Origin of the sequence: Streptomyces sp. NPDC090127, assembly GCF_044746945.1 — a bacterium.
Lineage (GTDB): Bacteria > Actinomycetota > Actinomycetes > Streptomycetales > Streptomycetaceae > Streptomyces.
In genome coordinates this window covers 242,794-261,068 of record NZ_JBIVDE010000003.1, presented here as the reverse complement: position 1 = coordinate 261,068, position 18,275 = coordinate 242,794, and the positions used below count along the sequence as shown (strand labels likewise).

The 18,275-nt window shown below is 72.8% G+C and carries 17 protein-coding genes; 13 read left to right on the top strand and 4 right to left on the bottom strand.

Annotation, left to right across the window (positions count from 1 at the left end; translation table 11 throughout):
- Positions 1 to 9: 9 nt before the first annotated feature.
- From ACIPPS_RS12320 to ACIPPS_RS12280, 9 genes are all read left to right on the top strand, one after another.
- On the top strand, positions 10 to 1,389 hold the full coding sequence (locus tag ACIPPS_RS12320; protein ID WP_401430093.1) for an L-fuconate dehydratase: 1,380 nt from the start codon (positions 10 to 12) through the stop codon (positions 1,387 to 1,389).
- On the top strand, positions 1,386 to 2,141 hold the full coding sequence (locus ACIPPS_RS12315) for an SDR family NAD(P)-dependent oxidoreductase (protein WP_401430091.1): 756 nt from the start codon (positions 1,386 to 1,388) through the stop codon (positions 2,139 to 2,141). The genes ACIPPS_RS12320 and ACIPPS_RS12315 overlap by 4 nt, the downstream gene beginning before the upstream one ends.
- Positions 2,138 to 3,142, top strand: coding sequence for an aldo/keto reductase (locus ACIPPS_RS12310; protein WP_401430089.1), 1,005 nt, complete (start codon positions 2,138 to 2,140; stop codon positions 3,140 to 3,142). The genes ACIPPS_RS12315 and ACIPPS_RS12310 overlap by 4 nt, the downstream gene beginning before the upstream one ends.
- A gap of 2 nt (positions 3,143 to 3,144) precedes the next feature.
- Positions 3,145 to 3,900 carry a (Fe-S)-binding protein gene (locus tag ACIPPS_RS12305; RefSeq protein ID WP_401430087.1) on the top strand — a complete coding sequence of 252 codons (756 nt, stop codon included), beginning with the start codon at positions 3,145 to 3,147 and terminating at the stop codon, positions 3,898 to 3,900.
- Entirely contained in the window at positions 3,897 to 5,360 is a 1,464-nt protein-coding gene (locus ACIPPS_RS12300) for a LutB/LldF family L-lactate oxidation iron-sulfur protein (protein ID WP_401430085.1), read from the top strand. Before ACIPPS_RS12305 ends, ACIPPS_RS12300 begins: the two co-directional genes overlap by 4 nt.
- Positions 5,357 to 6,010 (top strand): lactate utilization protein C, encoded by a 654-nt coding sequence (locus ACIPPS_RS12295; RefSeq protein ID WP_401430083.1) that lies wholly within the window; start codon positions 5,357 to 5,359, stop codon positions 6,008 to 6,010. The genes ACIPPS_RS12300 and ACIPPS_RS12295 overlap by 4 nt, the downstream gene beginning before the upstream one ends.
- Positions 6,007 to 6,318, top strand: coding sequence for an L-rhamnose mutarotase (locus ACIPPS_RS12290; RefSeq protein WP_401430081.1), 312 nt, complete (start codon positions 6,007 to 6,009; stop codon positions 6,316 to 6,318). Before ACIPPS_RS12295 ends, ACIPPS_RS12290 begins: the two co-directional genes overlap by 4 nt.
- Positions 6,319 to 6,323: 5 nt before the next feature.
- The gene (locus ACIPPS_RS12285) at positions 6,324 to 7,193 is read left to right on the top strand and encodes an amidohydrolase family protein (protein WP_401430079.1); all 870 of its coding nucleotides are present in this window, start codon (positions 6,324 to 6,326) and stop codon (positions 7,191 to 7,193) included.
- Between the two features lie 266 nt (positions 7,194 to 7,459).
- Positions 7,460 to 8,959, top strand: a complete 1,500-nt coding sequence (locus tag ACIPPS_RS12280; protein WP_401430077.1) for an APC family permease — start codon at positions 7,460 to 7,462, stop codon at positions 8,957 to 8,959.
- Here the strand turns inward: ACIPPS_RS12280 and ACIPPS_RS12275 are convergent.
- Positions 8,913 to 10,574: a PucR family transcriptional regulator gene (locus ACIPPS_RS12275; RefSeq protein WP_401430075.1), complete on the bottom strand. Its 1,662-nt coding sequence runs from the start codon at positions 10,572 to 10,574 to the stop codon at positions 8,913 to 8,915. The genes ACIPPS_RS12280 and ACIPPS_RS12275 overlap by 47 nt on opposite strands.
- 103 nt (positions 10,575 to 10,677) lie before the next feature.
- Between ACIPPS_RS12275 and lysA the strand changes: the two genes are divergently transcribed.
- Together lysA and rocD are read left to right on the top strand one after the other, a co-directional pair.
- A complete protein-coding gene (gene lysA, locus ACIPPS_RS12270) occupies positions 10,678 to 12,009 on the top strand; it encodes a diaminopimelate decarboxylase (protein WP_401430073.1) in 1,332 nt (443 codons plus the stop codon).
- 23 nt (positions 12,010 to 12,032) lie between these two features.
- A complete protein-coding gene (gene rocD / locus ACIPPS_RS12265) occupies positions 12,033 to 13,376 on the top strand; it encodes an ornithine--oxo-acid transaminase (RefSeq protein WP_401430071.1) in 1,344 nt (447 codons plus the stop codon).
- Positions 13,377 to 13,400: 24 nt separating this feature from the next.
- Here rocD and ACIPPS_RS12260 read toward each other — a convergent pair whose 3' ends face one another.
- On the bottom strand, positions 13,401 to 14,285 hold the full coding sequence (locus ACIPPS_RS12260) for a GntR family transcriptional regulator (RefSeq protein ID WP_401430069.1): 885 nt from the start codon (positions 14,283 to 14,285) through the stop codon (positions 13,401 to 13,403).
- 367 nt (positions 14,286 to 14,652) lie between these two features.
- On the opposite strand from ACIPPS_RS12260, the gene ACIPPS_RS12255 reads away from it, so the two are divergent.
- Positions 14,653 to 15,843, top strand: coding sequence for a serine hydrolase domain-containing protein (locus ACIPPS_RS12255; RefSeq protein ID WP_401430067.1), 1,191 nt, complete (start codon positions 14,653 to 14,655; stop codon positions 15,841 to 15,843).
- Between the two features lie 101 nt (positions 15,844 to 15,944).
- Here the strand turns inward: ACIPPS_RS12255 and ppk2 are convergent, their stop codons facing one another.
- Both ppk2 and ACIPPS_RS12245 read right to left on the bottom strand, forming a co-directional pair.
- Positions 15,945 to 16,922 (bottom strand): polyphosphate kinase 2, encoded by a 978-nt coding sequence (ppk2, locus tag ACIPPS_RS12250; RefSeq protein ID WP_401430065.1) that lies wholly within the window; start codon positions 16,920 to 16,922, stop codon positions 15,945 to 15,947.
- Between the two features lie 47 nt (positions 16,923 to 16,969).
- Positions 16,970 to 17,263: a YkvA family protein gene (locus ACIPPS_RS12245; RefSeq protein ID WP_401430063.1), complete on the bottom strand. Its 294-nt coding sequence runs from the start codon at positions 17,261 to 17,263 to the stop codon at positions 16,970 to 16,972.
- Between the two features lie 188 nt (positions 17,264 to 17,451).
- Between ACIPPS_RS12245 and ACIPPS_RS12240 the strand changes: the two genes are divergently transcribed.
- Positions 17,452 to 18,081 carry a hypothetical protein gene (locus ACIPPS_RS12240; RefSeq protein ID WP_401430061.1) on the top strand — a complete coding sequence of 210 codons (630 nt, stop codon included), beginning with the start codon at positions 17,452 to 17,454 and terminating at the stop codon, positions 18,079 to 18,081.
- Positions 18,082 to 18,275: the final 194 nt, after the last annotated feature.

Genomic DNA, 18,275 nt, shown 5'->3' with positions numbered 1-18,275 from the left:
AAGGTCACCATGACCGCATCCGCCGCCCGTCTCGTCGCGGTCGACACCTACGACATCCGCTTCCCCACCTCGCGGGAGCTGGACGGGTCCGACGCCATGAACCCGGACCCCGACTACTCCGCCGCCTACGTCGTGCTTCGCACCGACGCGGGCGACGGCCTCGAAGGCCACGGTTTCACCTTCACCATCGGGCGCGGCAACGACGTCCAGGTCGCCGCACTCGACGCGCTGCGCCCGCACCTCGTCGGCCTGCCGGTCGGCGAGCTGTGCGCCGACCCGGGCTCGCTGAGCCGTGCGTTGATCGGCGACAGCCAACTGCGCTGGCTCGGCCCGGAGAAGGGGGTGATGCACATGGCCGTCGGCGCCGTCCTCAACGCCGTCTGGGACCTGGCCGCCAAGCGCGCCGACAAGCCGCTCTGGCAGTTCCTCGCGGACGCCGAGCCCGAATGGCTCGTCTCCCAGGTCGACTTCCGCTACATCGCCGACGTCCTCACCCCCGAGGACGCGCTCGGACTGCTGCGCCGCGGCAGAGCCGGTGGAGCCGAGCGTACGGCCTCGCTTCGCGAGCGCGGCTACCCCGCCTACACCACCTCGCCCGGCTGGCTCGGCTACTCGGACGAGAAGCTCACCCGGCTCGCGCGGGAAGCCGTCGCCGCCGGATTCACCCAGATCAAGCTCAAGGTCGGTGCCGACCTCGCGGACGACATCCGCCGGATGCGCGTGGCTCGCGCGGCCGTCGGACCGGACATCCGTATCGCCATCGACGCCAACCAGCGCTGGAACGTCGGCGAGGCGGTGGAGTGGACCAAGGCGCTCGCCGAGTTCGATCCGTACTGGATCGAGGAGCCCACCAGCCCCGACGACATCCTCGGCCACGCGGCCGTACGCGGGGCGGTGGCCCCCGTGAAGGTCGCCACCGGTGAGCACGTGCAGAACAGGATCGTCTTCAAGCAGCTGCTGCAGGCCGGCGCCCTCGACATCCTGCAGATCGACGCCGCGCGCGTCGGCGGGGTCAACGAGAACCTGGCGATCCTGCTGCTCGCCGCCCACCACGGCGTACCGGTCTGCCCGCACGCGGGCGGCGTCGGCCTGTGCGAACTGGTCCAGCACCTGTCGATGTTCGACTACGTCGCCCTCTCCGGCACCACCGAGAACCGGGTCGTCGAATTCGTCGACCACCTCCACGAGCACTTCCTGACCCCCGTGGAGATCCGCGACGGCCACTACCGCGCCCCGCTCGCGCCCGGCTTCTCCGCCGAGATGCACCAAGGGTCGATCGAGGCGTACGTCTACCCCGACGGCACCTTCTGGACCGCCGACCGCGCGGCAGACGCTGCTTCCGACCGCGCGGCAGACACCGCATCCGCCCACGAAGGGACCCCGGCATGAGCGACCTCACCGGCCTGCGCGCCGTCGTCACCGGCGGCGCGTCCGGCATCGGACTGGCCACCGCCGAACTGCTCGCCGCGCGCGGCGCCTCCGTCGCCGTGCTCGATCTCGCCCCCGACGGCCTGCCCGCGCCCCTGCTCGGCCACAAGGCCGACCTCACCGACGACGCGTCCGTACGGTCGGCCGTCGCCGACGCGGCCGCCGCGCTCGGCGGCATCGACGTCCTGGTGAACAACGCCGGCATCGGCGCCGTCGGAACCGTCGAGGACAACGACGACGCCCAGTGGCACCACGTCCTCGACGTCAACCTGCTCGGCATCGTCCGCACCACCCGCGCCGCCCTGCCACACCTGCGCGCCTCCGCGGCGCCCGCCGTCGTCAACACCTGCTCGATCGCCGCCACCGCCGGGCTGCCCCAGCGGGCCCTCTACAGCGCCAGCAAGGGAGCCGTGCTCTCGCTGACCCTGGCCATGGCCGCCGACCACGTCCGTGAGGGAATCCGGGTCAACTGCGTGAACCCGGGAACGGTCGACACCCCCTGGGTCGGCAGGCTCCTCGACGCCGCCGACGACCCGGCGGCCGAGCGGACCGCGCTCGACGCGCGGCAGCCCACCGGGCGCCTTGTCGCCGCCGCCGAGGTCGCCGCTGCCATCGTCTACCTGGCGAGCCCGGCCGCCGCGTCCGTCACCGGCACGGCGCTCGCCGTCGACGGCGGCATGCAGGGACTCCGCCTGCGCCCGGCAGAGAAATGAGAGGCACCACGCCCGTGCGACACCACTCCCTCGGCTCCAGCAAGGTCGACGTCACCACGCTCTCCTTCGGCGCCGCCGCCCTCGGCAATCTCTACACCCCGGTCAACACGGCCCAGGCGGCCGGCGCCGTCGACGCCGCCTGGGACGCGGGCATCCGTTCCTTCGACACCGCCCCGCACTACGGCCTCGGCCTCTCCGAAGAACGCCTCGGCTCCGCGCTGCGCACCCGCCCGCGCGGGGAGTACGTCCTCTCCACCAAGGTCGGCCGCCTGCTCCGGCCCGTCACGGGAGGCGGGGACGACCTCGCCGACGGTTTCGCGGTCCCGGCCACCCACCTCCGTGTCTGGGACTTCTCCGCCGACGGAGTGCGCCGCAGCATCCACGAGAGCCTGCGCCGTCTCGGCCACGACCGCATCGACGTCGTCTACCTCCACGACCCCGACGACCACGCCCGCGAGGCCTTCGGCCAGGCATACCCGGAGCTGGAACGGCTGCGCGGCGAGGGTGTGATCGGGGCGATCGGCGCGGGCATGAACCAGACCGCGATGCTGACCCGGTTCGTCCGGGACACCGACGTCGACGTGGTGCTGTGCGCCGGCCGCTACACCCTGCTCGACCAGAGCGCCCTCACCGGTCTCCTGCCGGAGGCGGCGGCACGTGGCAAGAGCGTCGTGATCGGCGGGGTGTTCAACTCCGGACTGCTCGCGGACCCCCGGCCCGGCGCGACCTTCGACTACGCCGCCGCGCCACAGGACGTCCTGGACCGCGCGCTGCGCCTCAAGGCCGTGGCCGAACGCCACGGCGTCCCCCTGCGCGCCCTCGCCCTGCGCTTCCCCTTCGGCCATCCGGCCGTGGCGAGCGTGCTCGTCGGCGCCCGCTCCGCCCACGAGGTCCGCGACGCCGCCGAACAGCTCGCCCGCCCGCTTCCTCCGGACGTGTGGGCCGAGCTGCGCGCCGAAGGCCTCCTGCCGGACGACGTCCCGGTGCCGGAGGGGACGTAGCCGTGCGCATCGCCCTCTTCGTCACCTGCTTCAACGACACGATGTTCCCCGCGACCGGCAGGGCCGTCGTCGCCCTGCTCGAACGGCTCGGTCACACCGTCGACTTCCCACGGGCCCAGGTCTGCTGCGGTCAGATGCACTTCAACACCGGCTACCGGTCGGCGACCCTGCCCATGGTGCGCGGCTTCGCCGACACCTTCGCCGCCTACGACGCGGTCGTGACCCCCTCCGGCTCCTGCGCCGGCATGATCCGCCACCACCACGCGACCGTCGCCCGGCAGTACGGCGACGCGGACCTGGTCACCGAGGTCGACCGGGTAACCCCCCGCGTGTACGAGCTGTCCGAGCTGCTCGTCGACGTGCTGGGCGTGACCGAGGTCGGCGCGTACTTCCCGCACCGCGTCACGTACCACCCCACCTGCCACTCGCTGCGGATGCTGAGGGTCGGCGACCGACCGCTCCGGCTGCTGCGCGGGGTCGAGGGCATCGACCTGGTCGAGCTGCCCGCGGCGGAGTCCTGCTGCGGCTTCGGCGGCACCTTCGCCCTGAAGAACGCCGACACCTCCCAGGCCATGCTCGCCGACAAGATGCGTCACGTGCAGGAGACCGGGGCCGAAGTGCTGTGCGCCGGGGACAACTCCTGCCTGATGCACATCGGCGGCGGACTCTCCCGGCTGCGGACCGGCATCGGCTCCCTCCACCTCGCGCAGATCCTCGCCTCCACGGAGACCACCCCGGCGGAAGGAGCCCGCCGATGACCGGCACCGACAACGTGGTGTGGCTCGGCGCCCCGGCGTTCCCCGACGCCGCCCGCGCGGCCCTCGCCGACACCCGGCTCCGCGTCAACCTGCGCCGCGCCACGACCACGATCCGCGACAGGCGCCTCGCCGTGACCGCCGAACTCGACGACTGGGAGCAGTTGCGCGAGGCGGGCGAGGCCGTCAGACGCAGGACCCTGCGCCACCTCGACCACCATCTCGTGCGGCTGGAGGAGTCGGTCGCCAAGGCGGGCGGCCAGGTCCACTGGGCGGCCGACGCCGACGAGGCCAACCGCATCGTCACCGATCTGGTCCGGGCCACCGGGGAAGCAGAGGTCCTCAAGGTCAAGTCCATGGCCACCCAGGAGATCGGCCTCAACGAGGCCCTGGAGGCCGCCGGAATCCGTGCCTACGAGACCGACCTCGCCGAGCTCATCGTGCAGCTCGGCGAGGACCGGCCGTCGCACATCCTGGTCCCGGCGATCCACCGGGGCAGGTCCGAGATCCGCGACATCTTCCGCCGGGAGATGGGGAAGTGGGGGCGGGCCGCCCCCGCCGGGCTGACCGACGACCCGCGCGAACTCGCCGAGGCCGCCCGGCTGCACCTGCGGGAGAAGTTCCTCCGAGCCCGGGTCGCCGTCTCCGGCGCCAACTTCGCAGCCGCCGACACGGGCACGGTCTGCGTCGTGGAGTCCGAGGGCAACGGGCGCATGTGCCTGACACTGCCCGACACTTTCATCACCGTGATGGGTGTCGAGAAGGTGCTGCCCTCCTTCGCCGACCTCGACGTCTTCCTGCAACTGCTGCCCCGCTCCTCCACGGGCGAGCGGATGAACCCGTACACCTCGATGTGGACCGGAGTCACCCCCGGCGACGGGCCGCAGGAGTTCCATCTCGTCCTGCTGGACAACGGCCGCACCGCCACCCTGGGGGACACCGTCGGACGGCAGGCCCTGGCCTGCATCCGCTGCTCGGCCTGCCTCAACGTCTGCCCGGTGTACGAACGGACCGGCGGCCACGCCTACGGTTCGGTCTACCCCGGCCCGATCGGCGCGGTGCTCACCCCGCAGCTCGTCGGGGTCGAGCACGCGGACACCCTGCCGTTCGCCTCCACGCTCTGCGGCGCCTGCTACGACGCCTGCCCGGTCCGCATCGACATCCCGGAGATCCTGGTCCATCTGCGCGCGAAGGCCGTCGAGGCGAAGGCGGCCGAGAGGCTCGTGCCCACAGCCGAGTCCCTGGTCATGCGCGTGGCGGCAGCGGTCCTGCGCTCACCCGGCCGCCTGACGCTGGCCCAGCGGGCCGGCGGTCTCACCGCACGGCTGCTGTTCCGGCGCGGCCGCATCGGCCGGCTCCCGGGCCCCCTCGGTCGCTGGTCGGACACGCGGGACACCCCTGTGCCGCCCCGCGAGTCCTTCCGCGGCTGGTGGCGACGTACCCGAGAAGGAGGGGAAGGATGAGAGCGCGGGAGACCGTCCTCGCCCGGATCACGGCCGCCCTGGCCGACGTACCGGCGACCGAGACACCCGAGAGCGTCCCGGTTCCCCGCGCGTACCGGAGAAGCCACGCGGGCCCCGACCCGGTGGCCCTGTTCGTCGAGCGGGTCGCGGACCACCGGGCGACCGTGATCCGCACGACGGAGGAGCGGGTGGCGGGCACCCTCGCGTCGGCGCTCGCCGAGCGGGGGGCGCGGAGCGTCGTCGTACCGGACGGCTTCCCCGTCGACCTGCTGCCCGACGGGGACGTCGCCCGCCTCGGCGACGTCCCGCCCCTGTCGTGGGAGGCCCTGGAGAGCGCCGACGCGGTGCTGACCACGGTGGCGGTCGCCATCGCCGTCACCGGCACGATCGTCCTGGACGCGGGGCCGGGGCAGGGGCGCCGCGCCCTGTCGCTGCTGCCCGACCACCACCTGTGCGTGGTCCGTGAGGAGCAGATCGCGGGAGACGTGCCCGAGGCACTCGCCCGCCTCGACCCCGCCGCCCCGCTCACCTTCATCTCCGGACCGTCCGCCACCAGCGACATCGAACTCGACCGCGTCGAGGGCGTCCACGGCCCGCGCGTCCTGGACGTCGTTGTCGTCGCCGCCCGTTCCACCGAGGAGCCGTCATGAGGATCGCCCTGCACACCAGGGTCCGCGTCGACCGGATCGAGGAGTACGAGAACGCCCACCGCGCCGTGCCGCGGGCGCTGACCGACGCGATTCGCGCGGCCGGGGCGACGTCCTGGACGATCTGGCGCAGTGGCTCGGACCTCTTCCACCTCCTCGAGTGCGAGGACTACGCCAAGCTGCTCGCCGAGCTGGAGCGGCTCCCGGTCAACGTCGCCTGGCAGGCCCGGATGGCCGATCTGCTCGACGTCGCGCACGACTACAGCGCCGACGGTACGGACGCCGGCCTCCCGGTGGTCTGGGAGCTGTGAGCGGCATGCGGATCGTGGACGCCCACCACCACGTCTGGGACCTGTCCGTACGGGACCAGGACTGGATCGAGGGCGACGAACTGGCGCCGCTGCGCCGGAACTTCGGCATCGGCGACCTCGAACCGGAGGTGCGGGCCGCCGGGGTGGAGGCGACGGTCCTGGTGCAGACGGTCACCACCGCCGAGGAGACCCCCGAACTCCTCGCGCTCGCCGCGGACCACGACCTCGTCGGCGGGGTCGTGGGATGGACCGACCTCACCGCCCCCGACGTGGCCGACGAACTGGCCCGCCTCCGCGAACTGCCCGGCGGAGAACGGCTGGTGGGCATCCGCCACCAGGTCCAGAGCGAGCCCGATCCGCTGTGGCTCCTGCGTCCGGACGTGCTGCGCGGCCTGAACGCCGTGGCCGAAGCGCGACTCGCCTACGACCTGGTGATCCTTCCGCACCAGCTGCCCGCGGCGACGTCGGCGGCCTTCCTGCTGCCGCAACTCACCTTCGTCCTCGACCACCTGGGCAAGCCCGCCGTGGCCACCGGAGAGCGCCACGCCTGGGCCCGGGACCTCCAGGAGCTGGCCGCCCTGCCCAACACCGTGGCCAAGCTCTCGGGCCTGGTCACCGAGGCCCGCCGCGGCTCATGGACGCTCGACGACCTGCGCCCGTACGCGGACACGGCCCTGGGGGCCTTCGGGGCGGAGCGGCTGATGTTCGGCTCCGACTGGCCCGTGTGCCTCCTCGCCGCCTCGTACGGCGAGGTGGTCGACGCGGCACGCGCGCTCACCGCCGGACTCGGCGATGCCGAACGCTCGGCGGTCCTCGGCGGAACGGCGACGCGCGTGTACGACCTGGAGCCTCACCTTCGTCCGCCACCACCCTGACCACGGACGCCTCGGGCTTCCTGAGGAACGGCCGGACGGAACTGCGCATCCCCGTCCGGTGGCCGCCCGCGCCGCGTACCTCGGGTGCGGTACGCGACGCCGGACATCGACCGACCGGCACGCGCCGCAGTGCATGTCTATGGCCGATCGGCCAACACCCGCCGTCGAGGTCAGGTGGCCGTGCCGTTGGCCTGTTCCTTCCGGGCCTACAAGATCCGTGCAGCGCCCGGGTGCCCGGGCGCACGGATTCTTGAGGAGCACGGACGATGCCGACGTTCACGAGAGCGGTCATGCGCCGCAAACCGCTCGACCAGCTGGTGCGGGAGACGGACGACGAGGGCGTGCCCGGCGGGTTGCGGCGCACGATGGGGCTGGGCCAGCTGACCATGCTCGGCATCAGCTCCGTGGTGGGCACCGGCATCTTCTTCGTCCTGGGATCGAGCGTGCCCAAGGCCGGGCCCGCCGTCGTCCTCGCGTTCGCGCTGGCGGCGGTCGTGGCCGGCCTGGGGGCGCTGTGCTACGCGGAGCTGGCGGGCGCGGTACCCGTCGCCGGCAGCACGTACTCGTACGCCTACGCCTCGCTGGGCGAGGGGGCCGCGTATCTCGTCGCCTGGTGTCTGATCCTGGAGTACGGGGTGGCCGTCGCCACCGTCGCGGTGAGCTGGGGCCAGTACCTCAACGAGGTCACCGACGCGTTGTTCGGGTTCACGCTTCCCGACGTGATCAGCCAGCCGCCCGGAGCCGGCGGTGTGGTCAACCTGCCGGCGCTGGCCGTGGTGCTGCTGTGCTCGCTGCTGCTGGTCCGCGGCACCCGGGAGTCGGCCATCGTCAACGCGGTGATGGTCTGCGTCAAGATCGGCGTCCTCGTCCTCTTCGTCGCCGTCGCCTTCACGGCCTTCGACAGCGACCGGCTCAGCGACTTCGCCCCGCACGGCGTGGCCGGGGTGACGCTCGCCGCGTCCGGTGTCTTCTTCTCCTTCATCGGGTTCGACGCGGTCTCCACCGCGGGCGAAGAGGTTCGCAACCCGCGCCGCACCGTGCCGTTGGCGATCCTGCTCACGCTGATCGCGGTCACCGTCCTGTACGGAGCGGTCGCCCTGGCCGGCGTCGGCGCACAGGACTCCGCGCGGTTCGGCGAGCAGGCGGACGCGGGCGAGGCCGTCCTCGCCGAGATCCTCCGCAGCGTCACCGGAACCGGATGGCCGGCGCTGGTGCTCTCCGCCGGAGCGGTCGTGTCGATCTTCAGCGTCGTGCTCGTCACGCTCTTCGGCCAGACCCGCATCCTGTTCTCGATGGCCCGTGACGGCCTCGTCCCCGAGGTCTTCTCGCGTGTCGACCGCAAGCGGCACACCCCGGCCCGGAACACCTGGATCGTCGGAGCGGGCGTGGGCCTCCTGGCCACGTTCGTCCCGCTGCGGCAACTGGCCGACCTGACGAGTCTCGGCACGCTCATGGCGTTCGTCGCCGTCGCAGCTGCCGTTTTCGTCCTGCGGCGTACGGCGCCGGACGCGCCGCGTCCGTTCCGGCTGCCGCTGCACCCGCTCGTCCCGATCCTGTGCGCCGTCTCCTGCCTCTATCTGGCGTGGCTGCTGCCCGGGCTCACCTGGGGCCTGTTCGGCGTCTGGCTGCTGCTGGCCGCCGGGCTCTACACGGTCTTCGGCCGGCGCCACTCGCGGCTGGAACGACCCGACCCGGAGCCCGTCGCCGCGACGCCCGAGGTCACGGCCTCGGAGACCTCGGGGGCATCGGCTGGGCCGACCGCCTGAGTTCGAGCCAGACGGCCAGGCGGACATCGGGATCGTCGAGGTCGAGGGCGAACAGGTCGCGCGCACGCCGCAGGCGGTGCCGCAGTGTGTTCGGGTGCACCCGCAGCCGGTTCGCGGCCGTGGCGATGTCGCCCAGCTCGTCCAGCCAGGCCGTGATCGAGGCGCCGTACCTGGTGTCGTGTGCGGTGTCGTGGGCGACCAGCGCGTCGATCCCCGACAGCCGCAGCCACGGGTCACGCTCCAGCTCGTCGCCGATCCGGTCGAGCAGGATCCGGTGGCGTACGTCCGCCACCGTCGTCAGCGGGCTTCCGACGGGAGCGTGCGCCGTCGCCCGCAGGATCGCCTCGGTCTCCCTGCGCAGGGAGACCGAGGCGCCCGTGTCCCCGCTACGCCGGCTCATAGCGGCCCGGATGCCGGGGGAGACCGCGCGCCGCACCGCGGCGAGGGCGGCCTCGGCGAACCGCCTGCCGTCCCCTTCCTCCGGCGCGTACGGCACCAGCAGGAAGACCACCCCGCCCGTCGCCGCCACGGTGACGTCCGGGCGGTGCGCCGCCGCATGCCTCGCCAGTTCGGCCTCCGTGTGCTCGACTACCGTGGCCAGGGCGGCGCTCGCCACCGCGAACGCCTCCCCGTCAGTCGCCGCCGCGCCCGGCGCGAAGGCGAGCAGCCGGAACGGGCTCCCCGAACGGATCCCCAGGAGCGACCAGGCCTCGTCCGGGGCGGAACCCGAGTCCAGCAGCCCCAGGAACGTCTCCCGGCGCAACCGCCGTTCGGCCTCCGGCAGGTTCAGCAGCCGCAACAGGTGCGGGGCGACCAGCCGCGCGGTCTCCGACAGCGCCGCCACCGCCTCCTCGGAGATGCCGCCCTCCGGCTCGATCACCCACAGGGTGCCCAGCGGCAGCGTGCCGGCGCGTACCGCGACGGCGGCCCGTGGCAGCTCCTCGCCGATGGCCGGGAACCGCACCACCGACGCGGAGGCGAGGACCCGCTGGTACTGCCTCGGCTGTTCGGGCAGCTCCGGCAGGTCCTCGATGCGGCGCTGGAGGATGCCCCGTTCGCGAGGGGCGTCGATGCGGACGCCCGGGACGCTCGAATACGCGAGTACGCGCCGGGCCAGGTCCTCCACCACGGCCGCGCCCCCCACCACCGACGCCAGATGATCCGTGAGGGCGTACAGCTCGCCCCCCACCGGCGCGGCTCCGAGGACCGCCGACGTCCCGGCACCGGTGAGCGCGCAGCTCAGCACGGCGTCGATGTTCCGCCACGGCAGGTCGTCCTCGGCGGCGAGCACGGCGACGCCCTGCCGCTCGGCCTCCCGCACGAACGGCGCCGGGTCCGCCCCGCGGGGCTTGACCACGACCACCGTGCAGCCTCGGGCGGCGGCCTGGGCGGGCAGGGCGAGCAGACGGGAATCCGACGGGTCGACGCCGACCAGCAGCAGGAGCCCGCCGGGGGACTCCGTCATCCGGTCCCCGGCGTCGTAGATGACGGTGCCCCGCACGGGTACGTCCAGACCGGCGGGAGCGGTGAGCACACGGATGCCCGCGGGGCCGGCGCCGTCCACGACCCCGCCCAGGGTGGCGGAGCCGTCCAGCGGGATTGTGAGATCGGACAACGCAAGCCTCGTTTCGTCGGCCGATCGGCAGCGGCGCTTCCGTCGACGCGTTGCCAGGATAGCCACAGGAGACCACCCGCCGAACCGAACGGAAGCACCCTCCATGCTCATCGACCGACCTGAGACCACGACCGGCCACCCCGTGCTCGGGCTCTTCCCAGAAGGCTCTCACCAGGACGAGAACGGCCAGCTCGTGGTCGGCGGGTGTCACCTCGGCGAGGTCGCCGAACGGTTCGGCACACCGGCCCTCGTCGTCGACGAGACCGCCCTGCGCGGCCGGGCGCGCGCCTACCGCAGGGCCCTCGACGAGCATTGGCCGAACAGCCAAGCCATCTTCGCGTCGAAGTCCTTCCCCTGCACCGAGGTCGTCCGCACGCTGGTCGAGGAAGGGCTCGGCGTCGACATCGCCGGAGGCGGCGAACTGGTGACGGCGCTCGCCGCCGGAGCCGACCCCGGGCAGATCGTCATGCACGGCAACGCCAAGACCGACGAAGAGCTCGCCATGGCCGTCGCCGCCGGTGTGGGCACCGTCGTGCTCGACAACCTGCGCGACCTGGAACGCCTGGAGAGGCTGGTCACCGACGGGCGGCAGGCGGTGCTCCTGCGCGTCATCCCCGAGGTCGACGCCGACACCCACGCCGCGATGATGACCGGGCACCGGGGCTCCAAGTTCGGCCTGACGATCGACCAGGCCACCGAGGCCGCGGCCCGCGTCCGACGAAGCTCCCGGCTGCGCCTCGACGGACTGCACGTGCACGTCGGGTCCCAGCTCATGGACACCGCCCCCTTCCGGCACGCCGTCGAGGCCATCGCCGCCCTCCCGGGGCTCGGCAGCCACCCCGTGTACGACCTCGGCGGCGGCCTGGGCGTCCGCTACACCTACGACGACCAGCCCCCGACCGTCGAGGAGTACGTCAGGACCCTCACCGACGCCGCCCGCGCACTCCTGCCCCACGACGCCCGCTTGCTCATCGAACCCGGCCGCTCGCTGGTGGCCCCCCACGCCGTCACCCTGTACCGCGTCGTCACCGTCAAGCCGGGCAGGCGCCCGCTGGTCGCGGTCGACGGAGGCATGGCCGACAACCTCGAACCGATGCTGTACGGCCAGCGTTTCGAGGCCACACTGGTCGACCGGGTCGGCGGCGGCGAGAGCTGCGACCTGGTCGGCCGCCACTGCGAGTCGGGCGACACCCTCATCCGCGACGTCCCCCTGCGCGCGCCGCGCCCCGGTGACATCGTCGCCGTCCCGGCGACCGGCGCCTACTGCTACTCGCTGGCGAACAACTACAACGGTGCGCGCAGGCTCCCGGTCGTCTTCTGCCGGGACGGCGAGGCACGGGAGGCCGTCCGCCGGGAGAGCTACGCGGACATGCTGCGCCGCGACACCGGCGCCGTACACCCCCGCGCGCTGCCCTTCCTGCAGACCCGCCCCTGACGCCCCACCGGATCGGAGCCACCATGTCGACGACAGCCGGCACAGCCGCCACCGCCACGGCATCCACCACCGCCACGGCATCCACCACCGCCACCGCAGCCACGACGGCTGCCACCGACGCGCCCGACGCGCCCGACGCGCCCGACGCGCCCGACGCGTCCGCGACGGTCCGAGCGGTCCAGGCCGCCGAAGCCCATACCGCGCACACCTACCACCCCCTCCCGGTCGTCATCGCCTCCGCCGAAGGAGCGTGGACCACCGACATCGAGGGCAGGCGCCACCTCGATCTGCTCGCCGGCTACTCGGCCCTCAACTTCGGTCACCGCAACCCGCGGCTGATCGACGCCGCCAAGGCACAGCTGGACCGGATCACCCTCACCTCGCGGGCCTTCCACCACGACCGGTTCGCCGCCTTCTGCGCCCAACTGGCGGAGCTCTGCGGGATGGAGACCGTCCTGCCGATGAACACCGGCGCGGAAGTCGTGGAGACCGCCGTCAAGGTGGCCCGCAAATGGGGCTACCAGGTCAAGGGCGTGCCCGCGGGCCGAGCGCGCGTCGTCGTCGCCGGGGGGAACTTCCACGGCCGTACCACGACGGTCGTCTCCTTCTCCTCCGACCCCGACGCCCGGGCCGACTTCGGCCCCTTCACCCCCGGTTTCGACACCGTGCCGTTCGGCGACGCCGCCGCCCTGGAGGCCGTCCTCGGCGACGACACCGTCGCCGTCCTGCTCGAACCCGTCCAGGGCGAGGCCGGCGTACGCGTGCCGCCCCCCGGCTACCTGGCCCGGGTACGCGAGCTCACGGCCGCGCGCGACATCCTGTTCATCGCCGACGAGATCCAGTCCGGACTCGCCCGCACCGGCCGGACCTTCGCCTGCGACCACGAACAGGTCACCCCCGACATGTACCTCCTCGGCAAGGCGCTCGGGGGAGGCATCGTCCCCGTCTCCGCCGTGGTGTCCTCCCGGGCCGTGCTCGGCGTCCTGCGCCCGGGCCAGCACGGCTCGACCTTCGGCGGGAACCCGCTGGCCTGCGCCGTGGCCCTCGAAGTCATCGCGATGCTGCGGACCGGCGAGTTCCAGCGGCGTTCCGCCGAACTCGGCGCCCGGATGCACAGTCGCCTCCACGAGATGACCGAGGCGGGACTGATCGAAGACAGCCGCGGCCGGGGACTGTGGGCCGGCATCGACGTCCCCCCGAGCCACGGCAGCGGCAGCGCGGTCGCACGCCGACTGCTGGAGCGCGGAGTCCTGGTGAAGGACACCCACGGCACCACCATCCGGCTGGCCCCGCCCCTGGTCATCGAGGAATCCGACCTGGACTGGGGCCTCGACCGCCTCGCCGAGACCCTCAAGCGGCCCGCCTGACGTAGGCCGACGGCCTGTTGACCCCTACGGGGCGAGACGCGGAGCGCTGTGCCGGCTCGACGCGCGGTGCTCGTGAGCGTCGTCGTGCGGTGGTGCGGGGCGTACGTGGTGGCTGCCCGCCGTCCCGCCCGCGTAGCTGAGGGTGATCTCCTGCCAGAGGTCGTGGAAGGTCACGTCCGTGACGGCGAGGAGCCGGCCACGATGGTCGTGGAGGCGTCGGCGGACGGTGATCTCGGGTGTGGCTCCGGTTCCGGCCTGCGGATCGCGGCGGGTCACGGTGACGGTCTCGGTGACGGCCGGCCGGATCCCCGCGCGGGCGAGCCACTGGTGCAGAAGCCGTAGGTCCGGGTCGGTGACGGGTAACCGGGTGACGTAGCGGGAGAGTTCGGGGATCTCCACGACGGCCACGGGGGTGAAGTGAGTGACCGCCTCGTGTGTCTCCTCGCCGTGGTGATCGACGAAGCGCTGGCGGTGGGTCAGGGTCGGGCGGTGCGGCGGGATGCCGAGCAACTCGGCGGTCGCGGGCGGCACCGGAGCGCTGAAGAGGTGCCCCCGGCTCAGGCTGCCGACGAGGTCCAGGGGGAACGCGGGCACGCCCTGCCCGCCGGCCGGCGCGACCCGCCCGCCGGACGGCGTACCCGGCGCCGTCCGCTCCGTGCGGGGCCGCCTGGCGGCGCCGTTCACGTAGGTGCCCCGGCGGTCGGTCACCACCAGTCCCCGCTCGCGAAGCCACTGCAGCGCGGCCCGGATGGTCTGCCGGTTCACCGCGAACTCCTCGGCGAGCGCGCGTTCCGGTGCGAGTCTGGTGTGGGCGGCCAAGTGGCCTCGCATGATCTCCCGTTCCAGGTGAGCCGCGATGCGCACGTAGGCGGGAGCAGGGGGAAGTTGATGGCGCTGCGGAGAAGTCACGACAACATCACCTCACGGAATGTGATAGTCCGGGCGCGGTGCGGCATCAAGCTAGCATTGGTCTACACCTCTGCGTCAAAGCTCCAGGTGTACATCTCAGGAATTGATACATGCGCGCCATCCCCGCGATACGAGCGGCCAGGAGGCGCCGCCGGGTGCCCCGGCGTCCCACGTGAGCTGACCCCTCCCCGCGGAGTGCGGGCACCCGGAGTCGGGAGCCGACCCGGCAGGCCGACGATGCCGGGCAACCCCGCCTCTGGGCCGGATGGAGCACCGGGCAGGCAGGCCCCGACGGTGCGTCCGATGCTGGGGCGGACCCCCTGAGCCAGGGGGTCCGCCCGTAGCGCATCACCGTGAAGGAGCCCCTGTGTCGGCACGCTCTGGAGTCCGTACCCCCTCGCGCGCCCGTCGGCGTCTGGCCGTCGCCACGCTGGCCGCGTCCGCGGCGCTCGCCGCGCTCGTCCAACCCGTCCAGGCCTCGGGCCCGCCGCCGCCCGCGGAAAGCGCCCTGCAGAAGCGGCTGGACGACCTCGTCCGTACGGCCGGTGGGCCGCCCGGGGCGATCGCGCTGCTGCGGCAGGGCGACCGGACCTCGGTCTACCGCGCGGGCGTCGCCGACACGAGAACCGGCCGCCCGCCCCGTACGACCGACCACATGCGGATCGCGAGCGTCGCCAAGGCCTTCAGCGGGGCGGTCGCCCTGCGCCTGGTGGACCGGGACAAGCTGGACCTGGACGACACGATCGGCCGGCTCCTGCCGTCCCTGCCCGCCGCATGGCATCAGGTGACGCTCCGCCAGCTGCTCAGCCACACCAGCGGACTGCCGGACTTCTCCACGGCGCCGGCGTTCCTGGAGATCCTGCAGGCCGACCCCAGGCATCAGTTCGACTCCCGCCGACTGCTCGACTTCGTCGCCGACGAAGGCCTGCTGTTCCCGGCGGGGTCGGAGTACGCGTACTCGAACTCCGACAACATCGCCGTCGCGCTGATGGCCGAGGCGGTCACGGGAGAGCCCTACGAGCGCCTGCTCGAGAAACTCGTGTACCGGCCCCTCGACCTGCGGCAGACCAGTCTTCCCCAGGGCTACCGACTGCCCAGGCCCTACCTGCACGGCTACGACGTGACGCCGCCCGCCCCGCCCGAGGACATCAGCGAGGTGCTGAGCGCGTCGGGCGTCTGGGCCTCCGGCGGCATCGTCTCGACACCGAAGGACCTGAACGCCTTCATCCGCGCCTGGGCCGGCGGCCCAGGCTTCCTGTCGCGGGAGACCCGCCGCCAGCAGCGGACCTTCATCCCCGGCGCCGCCTCGGAGCCCGCCGGCCCCGGCGTCAACGCGGGGGGACTGGCCATCTTCCGCTACACGACACGGTGCGGCACGGTCTACGGCCACACCGGCAACTTCCCCGGCTACACCCAGCTCGCGGTCGGTACGGCGGACGGCAAGCGGTCCCTGACCTTCTCGATCAACACCCAGACCAGCAAGAGCCTCAAGCCGGAGCTGCTGGCCAAGGTTCGCGCCGTCCAGGAGGACTTCGTCTGCGCCCTCCTGCGACGCTGACAGCCCCGACCCTTCTCTTCGTGCCGGCCGGCCGAGGCCAGACCCACGGCTTTACCGGCCCACGGCCCTACCCGGCCCACGCCCCTACCCGGCCCACGGCGTTACTCGGGCGGCCCCGGGTGGAGGCCGGGGCCGAGGTCCTTGCCGCCGGCCAGCGGGGTGGGTGAGAGATCGGTGCGTTCCTCACCGGATTCCAGGAGAGTGTCCGCGGCGCCGACGATCAGGGGGTCCGGTTCACCGACGGCGTCGTGGTCCTTCTGGGCGTAGTCGACGCGCCACAGCAGGCTGCGCATCGCCTCCAACCGCCCCCGCCGCTTGTCGTTGCTCTTGACCACGGTCCACGGAGCGTGCTCCGTGTCGGTGGCCCGGAACATGTCGATCTTCGCGGCGGTGTACGCGTCCCACAGGTCCAGCGAGGCGATGTCCGTGGGCGACAGCTTCCACTGACGCACCGGATCCACCTGGCGGATGGCGAAGCGGGTGCGCTGCTCGGCGCGCGACACGGAGAACCAGAACTTCACCAGCAGGATCCCGTCGGCGACCAGCATGTCCTCGAAGGTCGGGCACTGCCGCAGAAAGAGTTCGTAGTCCCGCTGCGAGCAGAACCCCATCACCCGCTCGACGCCGGCCCGGTTGTACCAGGAGCGGTCGAGGAAGACGATCTCACCGGCCGTGGGGAGCTGGGCGACGTAGCGCTGGAAGTACCACTGGCCGGTCTCCCGCTCGGTCGGCTTGTCCAGGGCGACGATCCGGGCGCCACGCGGGTTGAGCCGCTCCGTGAACCGCTGGATCGTGCCGCCCTTGCCGGCCGCGTCCCGGCCCTCGCAGATCACGACGAGCCGGGCCCCTGTCTCCTTCACCCAGCGTTGGAGCTTCAGGAGCTCGATCTGCAGGATCCGCTTCGCGCGTTCGTACTCGCCGCGCCGCATCTTGCGGTCGTACGGATAGTTCTCCTGCCAGGTCCGGATGGGGGCTCCGGCCGAGTCCAGCAGCACGGGCTGCTCCGGCCGGCGGTCGTCCACACTCAGCCCCGCCAGCAGATCGTCGGTCTCGGACCGGCCACGCTCGTCCTCGTTCATGACGGGTTCCTACCCGCGGAACCCGCCTCGTGATCGCCTGGCGACACTCAGCCGAGCTGCCCCCTACGATCGGCCCCGCTTCTGGCGGCCGCCGCGTGCAGCGTGCGCAGGGCCACGAGGAGAACGCCGATGTCGTCCAGGTAGACCGGGTCGGGGATCAGGTCGATCGGCGAGACCGTGTAGAGGACCGCCGCCCAGAACAGCGCCTTGGACTGCAACGGGACGCCTGCGTCCAGCAGCAGCTTGCGGGCCTTGACGACGCGTACGAGCAGAACGGCCGCGCACACCGCCGCGGCGACGACGAGAACCACGGCCACGATGACCCAGAAGGAGCTGTCCATGTCGCTCTTCTACCCCGTCGCGGCCCGGTGCCGACCGATCCCGCCCACCGGTCCGCGCACCCGCCCCGGCGGCAATCCAGGCACACGCCTGGTTTGGCCGGACGAGAAGCGGCAAGCCGAACCGTCAGGCGCGCCTCAACAAGCAGTGACGAACAGCCAGCCAGGAGTCACCTTCCAGGAAGGCAGTCATGTCCACCCTGACCACAGTTCTCATCATCGCGGCGGTGGTCGCGGCGCTACTGGCGGCCGGTGTCCTGCTCCGGGCCCGCACCACGGGCACGGGCAGCGGCACGCGCGCCCTCAAGCGGCGCTTCGGCCCCGAGTACCACCGCACCCTCGAACGACACGGCGGCGACAGCGAGGCCGCCCACCACGACCTGCGCGAGCGGGTGGAGCTCCACGGCCACCTGCGGCTCCTGCCGTTGGAGTCGGCGGCCCGTGAGCAGTACGTCGTGCAGTGGACCACCCTTCAGGAGCGCTTCGTCGACGCGCCGCGGCAGGCCGTCGCCGACGCGGAACAGCTCCTCACGCGGATCGCGGCGACCCGGGGCTTCCCGGGCCCCGACCGGCGCGAGGACCAGCTGGCCGCTCTGTCGGTGCACCATCCGCACCACGTGGAAGGCCTGCGCACGCTACGCCGTGCGGCGCACTCCGAGTCCGCCTCCACGGAGGAGCTGCGGGAGGCGCTGGTCCACGCCCGTGCCCTGTTCGAGGACCTGACGGCAGGCGGGCACGTCGGCGGCGCCGACACCCGAAGCCGCCCGGCGTCCGGGCGGAGCCGCGGGCATCTCCTCCATCCGAAGGGAAGTGGCGCGTAATGGCACGCGACAACCGGGACAGGCGTGCGGAGGGCCGGCACGAAGCGACGGGCCCGACGGACGGCACCACCGGCGGACCGGCCCACCCGGGCAGCGGAGAGGTTCCTTCCGGGGCCGTCCCGGCCCAGCGGGCGGGCCATTACGTACCCCCGCCCCCGCCTCCGCCGCCCGCTCCGGGGGCCACCGCGCCTCCG

Bases quoted from the DNA above. Each gene is read 5' to 3' on its own strand.
- ACIPPS_RS12320 (WP_401430093.1), top strand. From the start codon at position 10: ATGACCGCATCCGCCGCCCGTCTCGTCGCGGTCGACACCTACGACATC.
- ACIPPS_RS12315 (WP_401430091.1), top strand. From the start codon at position 1,386: ATGAGCGACCTCACCGGCCTGCGCGCCGTCGTCACCGGCGGCGCGTCC.
- ACIPPS_RS12310 (WP_401430089.1), top strand. From the start codon at position 2,138: ATGAGAGGCACCACGCCCGTGCGACACCACTCCCTCGGCTCCAGCAAG.
- ACIPPS_RS12300 (WP_401430085.1), top strand. From the start codon at position 3,897: ATGACCGGCACCGACAACGTGGTGTGGCTCGGCGCCCCGGCGTTCCCC.
- ACIPPS_RS12295 (WP_401430083.1), top strand. From the start codon at position 5,357: ATGAGAGCGCGGGAGACCGTCCTCGCCCGGATCACGGCCGCCCTGGCC.
- ACIPPS_RS12290 (WP_401430081.1), top strand. From the start codon at position 6,007: ATGAGGATCGCCCTGCACACCAGGGTCCGCGTCGACCGGATCGAGGAG.
- ACIPPS_RS12285 (WP_401430079.1), top strand. From the start codon at position 6,324: ATGCGGATCGTGGACGCCCACCACCACGTCTGGGACCTGTCCGTACGG.
- ACIPPS_RS12280 (WP_401430077.1), top strand. From the start codon at position 7,460: ATGCCGACGTTCACGAGAGCGGTCATGCGCCGCAAACCGCTCGACCAG.
- lysA (WP_401430073.1), top strand. From the start codon at position 10,678: ATGCTCATCGACCGACCTGAGACCACGACCGGCCACCCCGTGCTCGGG.
- rocD (WP_401430071.1), top strand. From the start codon at position 12,033: ATGTCGACGACAGCCGGCACAGCCGCCACCGCCACGGCATCCACCACC.
- ppk2 (WP_401430065.1), bottom strand. From the start codon at position 16,922: ATGAACGAGGACGAGCGTGGCCGGTCCGAGACCGACGATCTGCTGGCG.
- ACIPPS_RS12245 (WP_401430063.1), bottom strand. From the start codon at position 17,263: ATGGACAGCTCCTTCTGGGTCATCGTGGCCGTGGTTCTCGTCGTCGCC.
- ACIPPS_RS12240 (WP_401430061.1), top strand. From the start codon at position 17,452: ATGTCCACCCTGACCACAGTTCTCATCATCGCGGCGGTGGTCGCGGCG.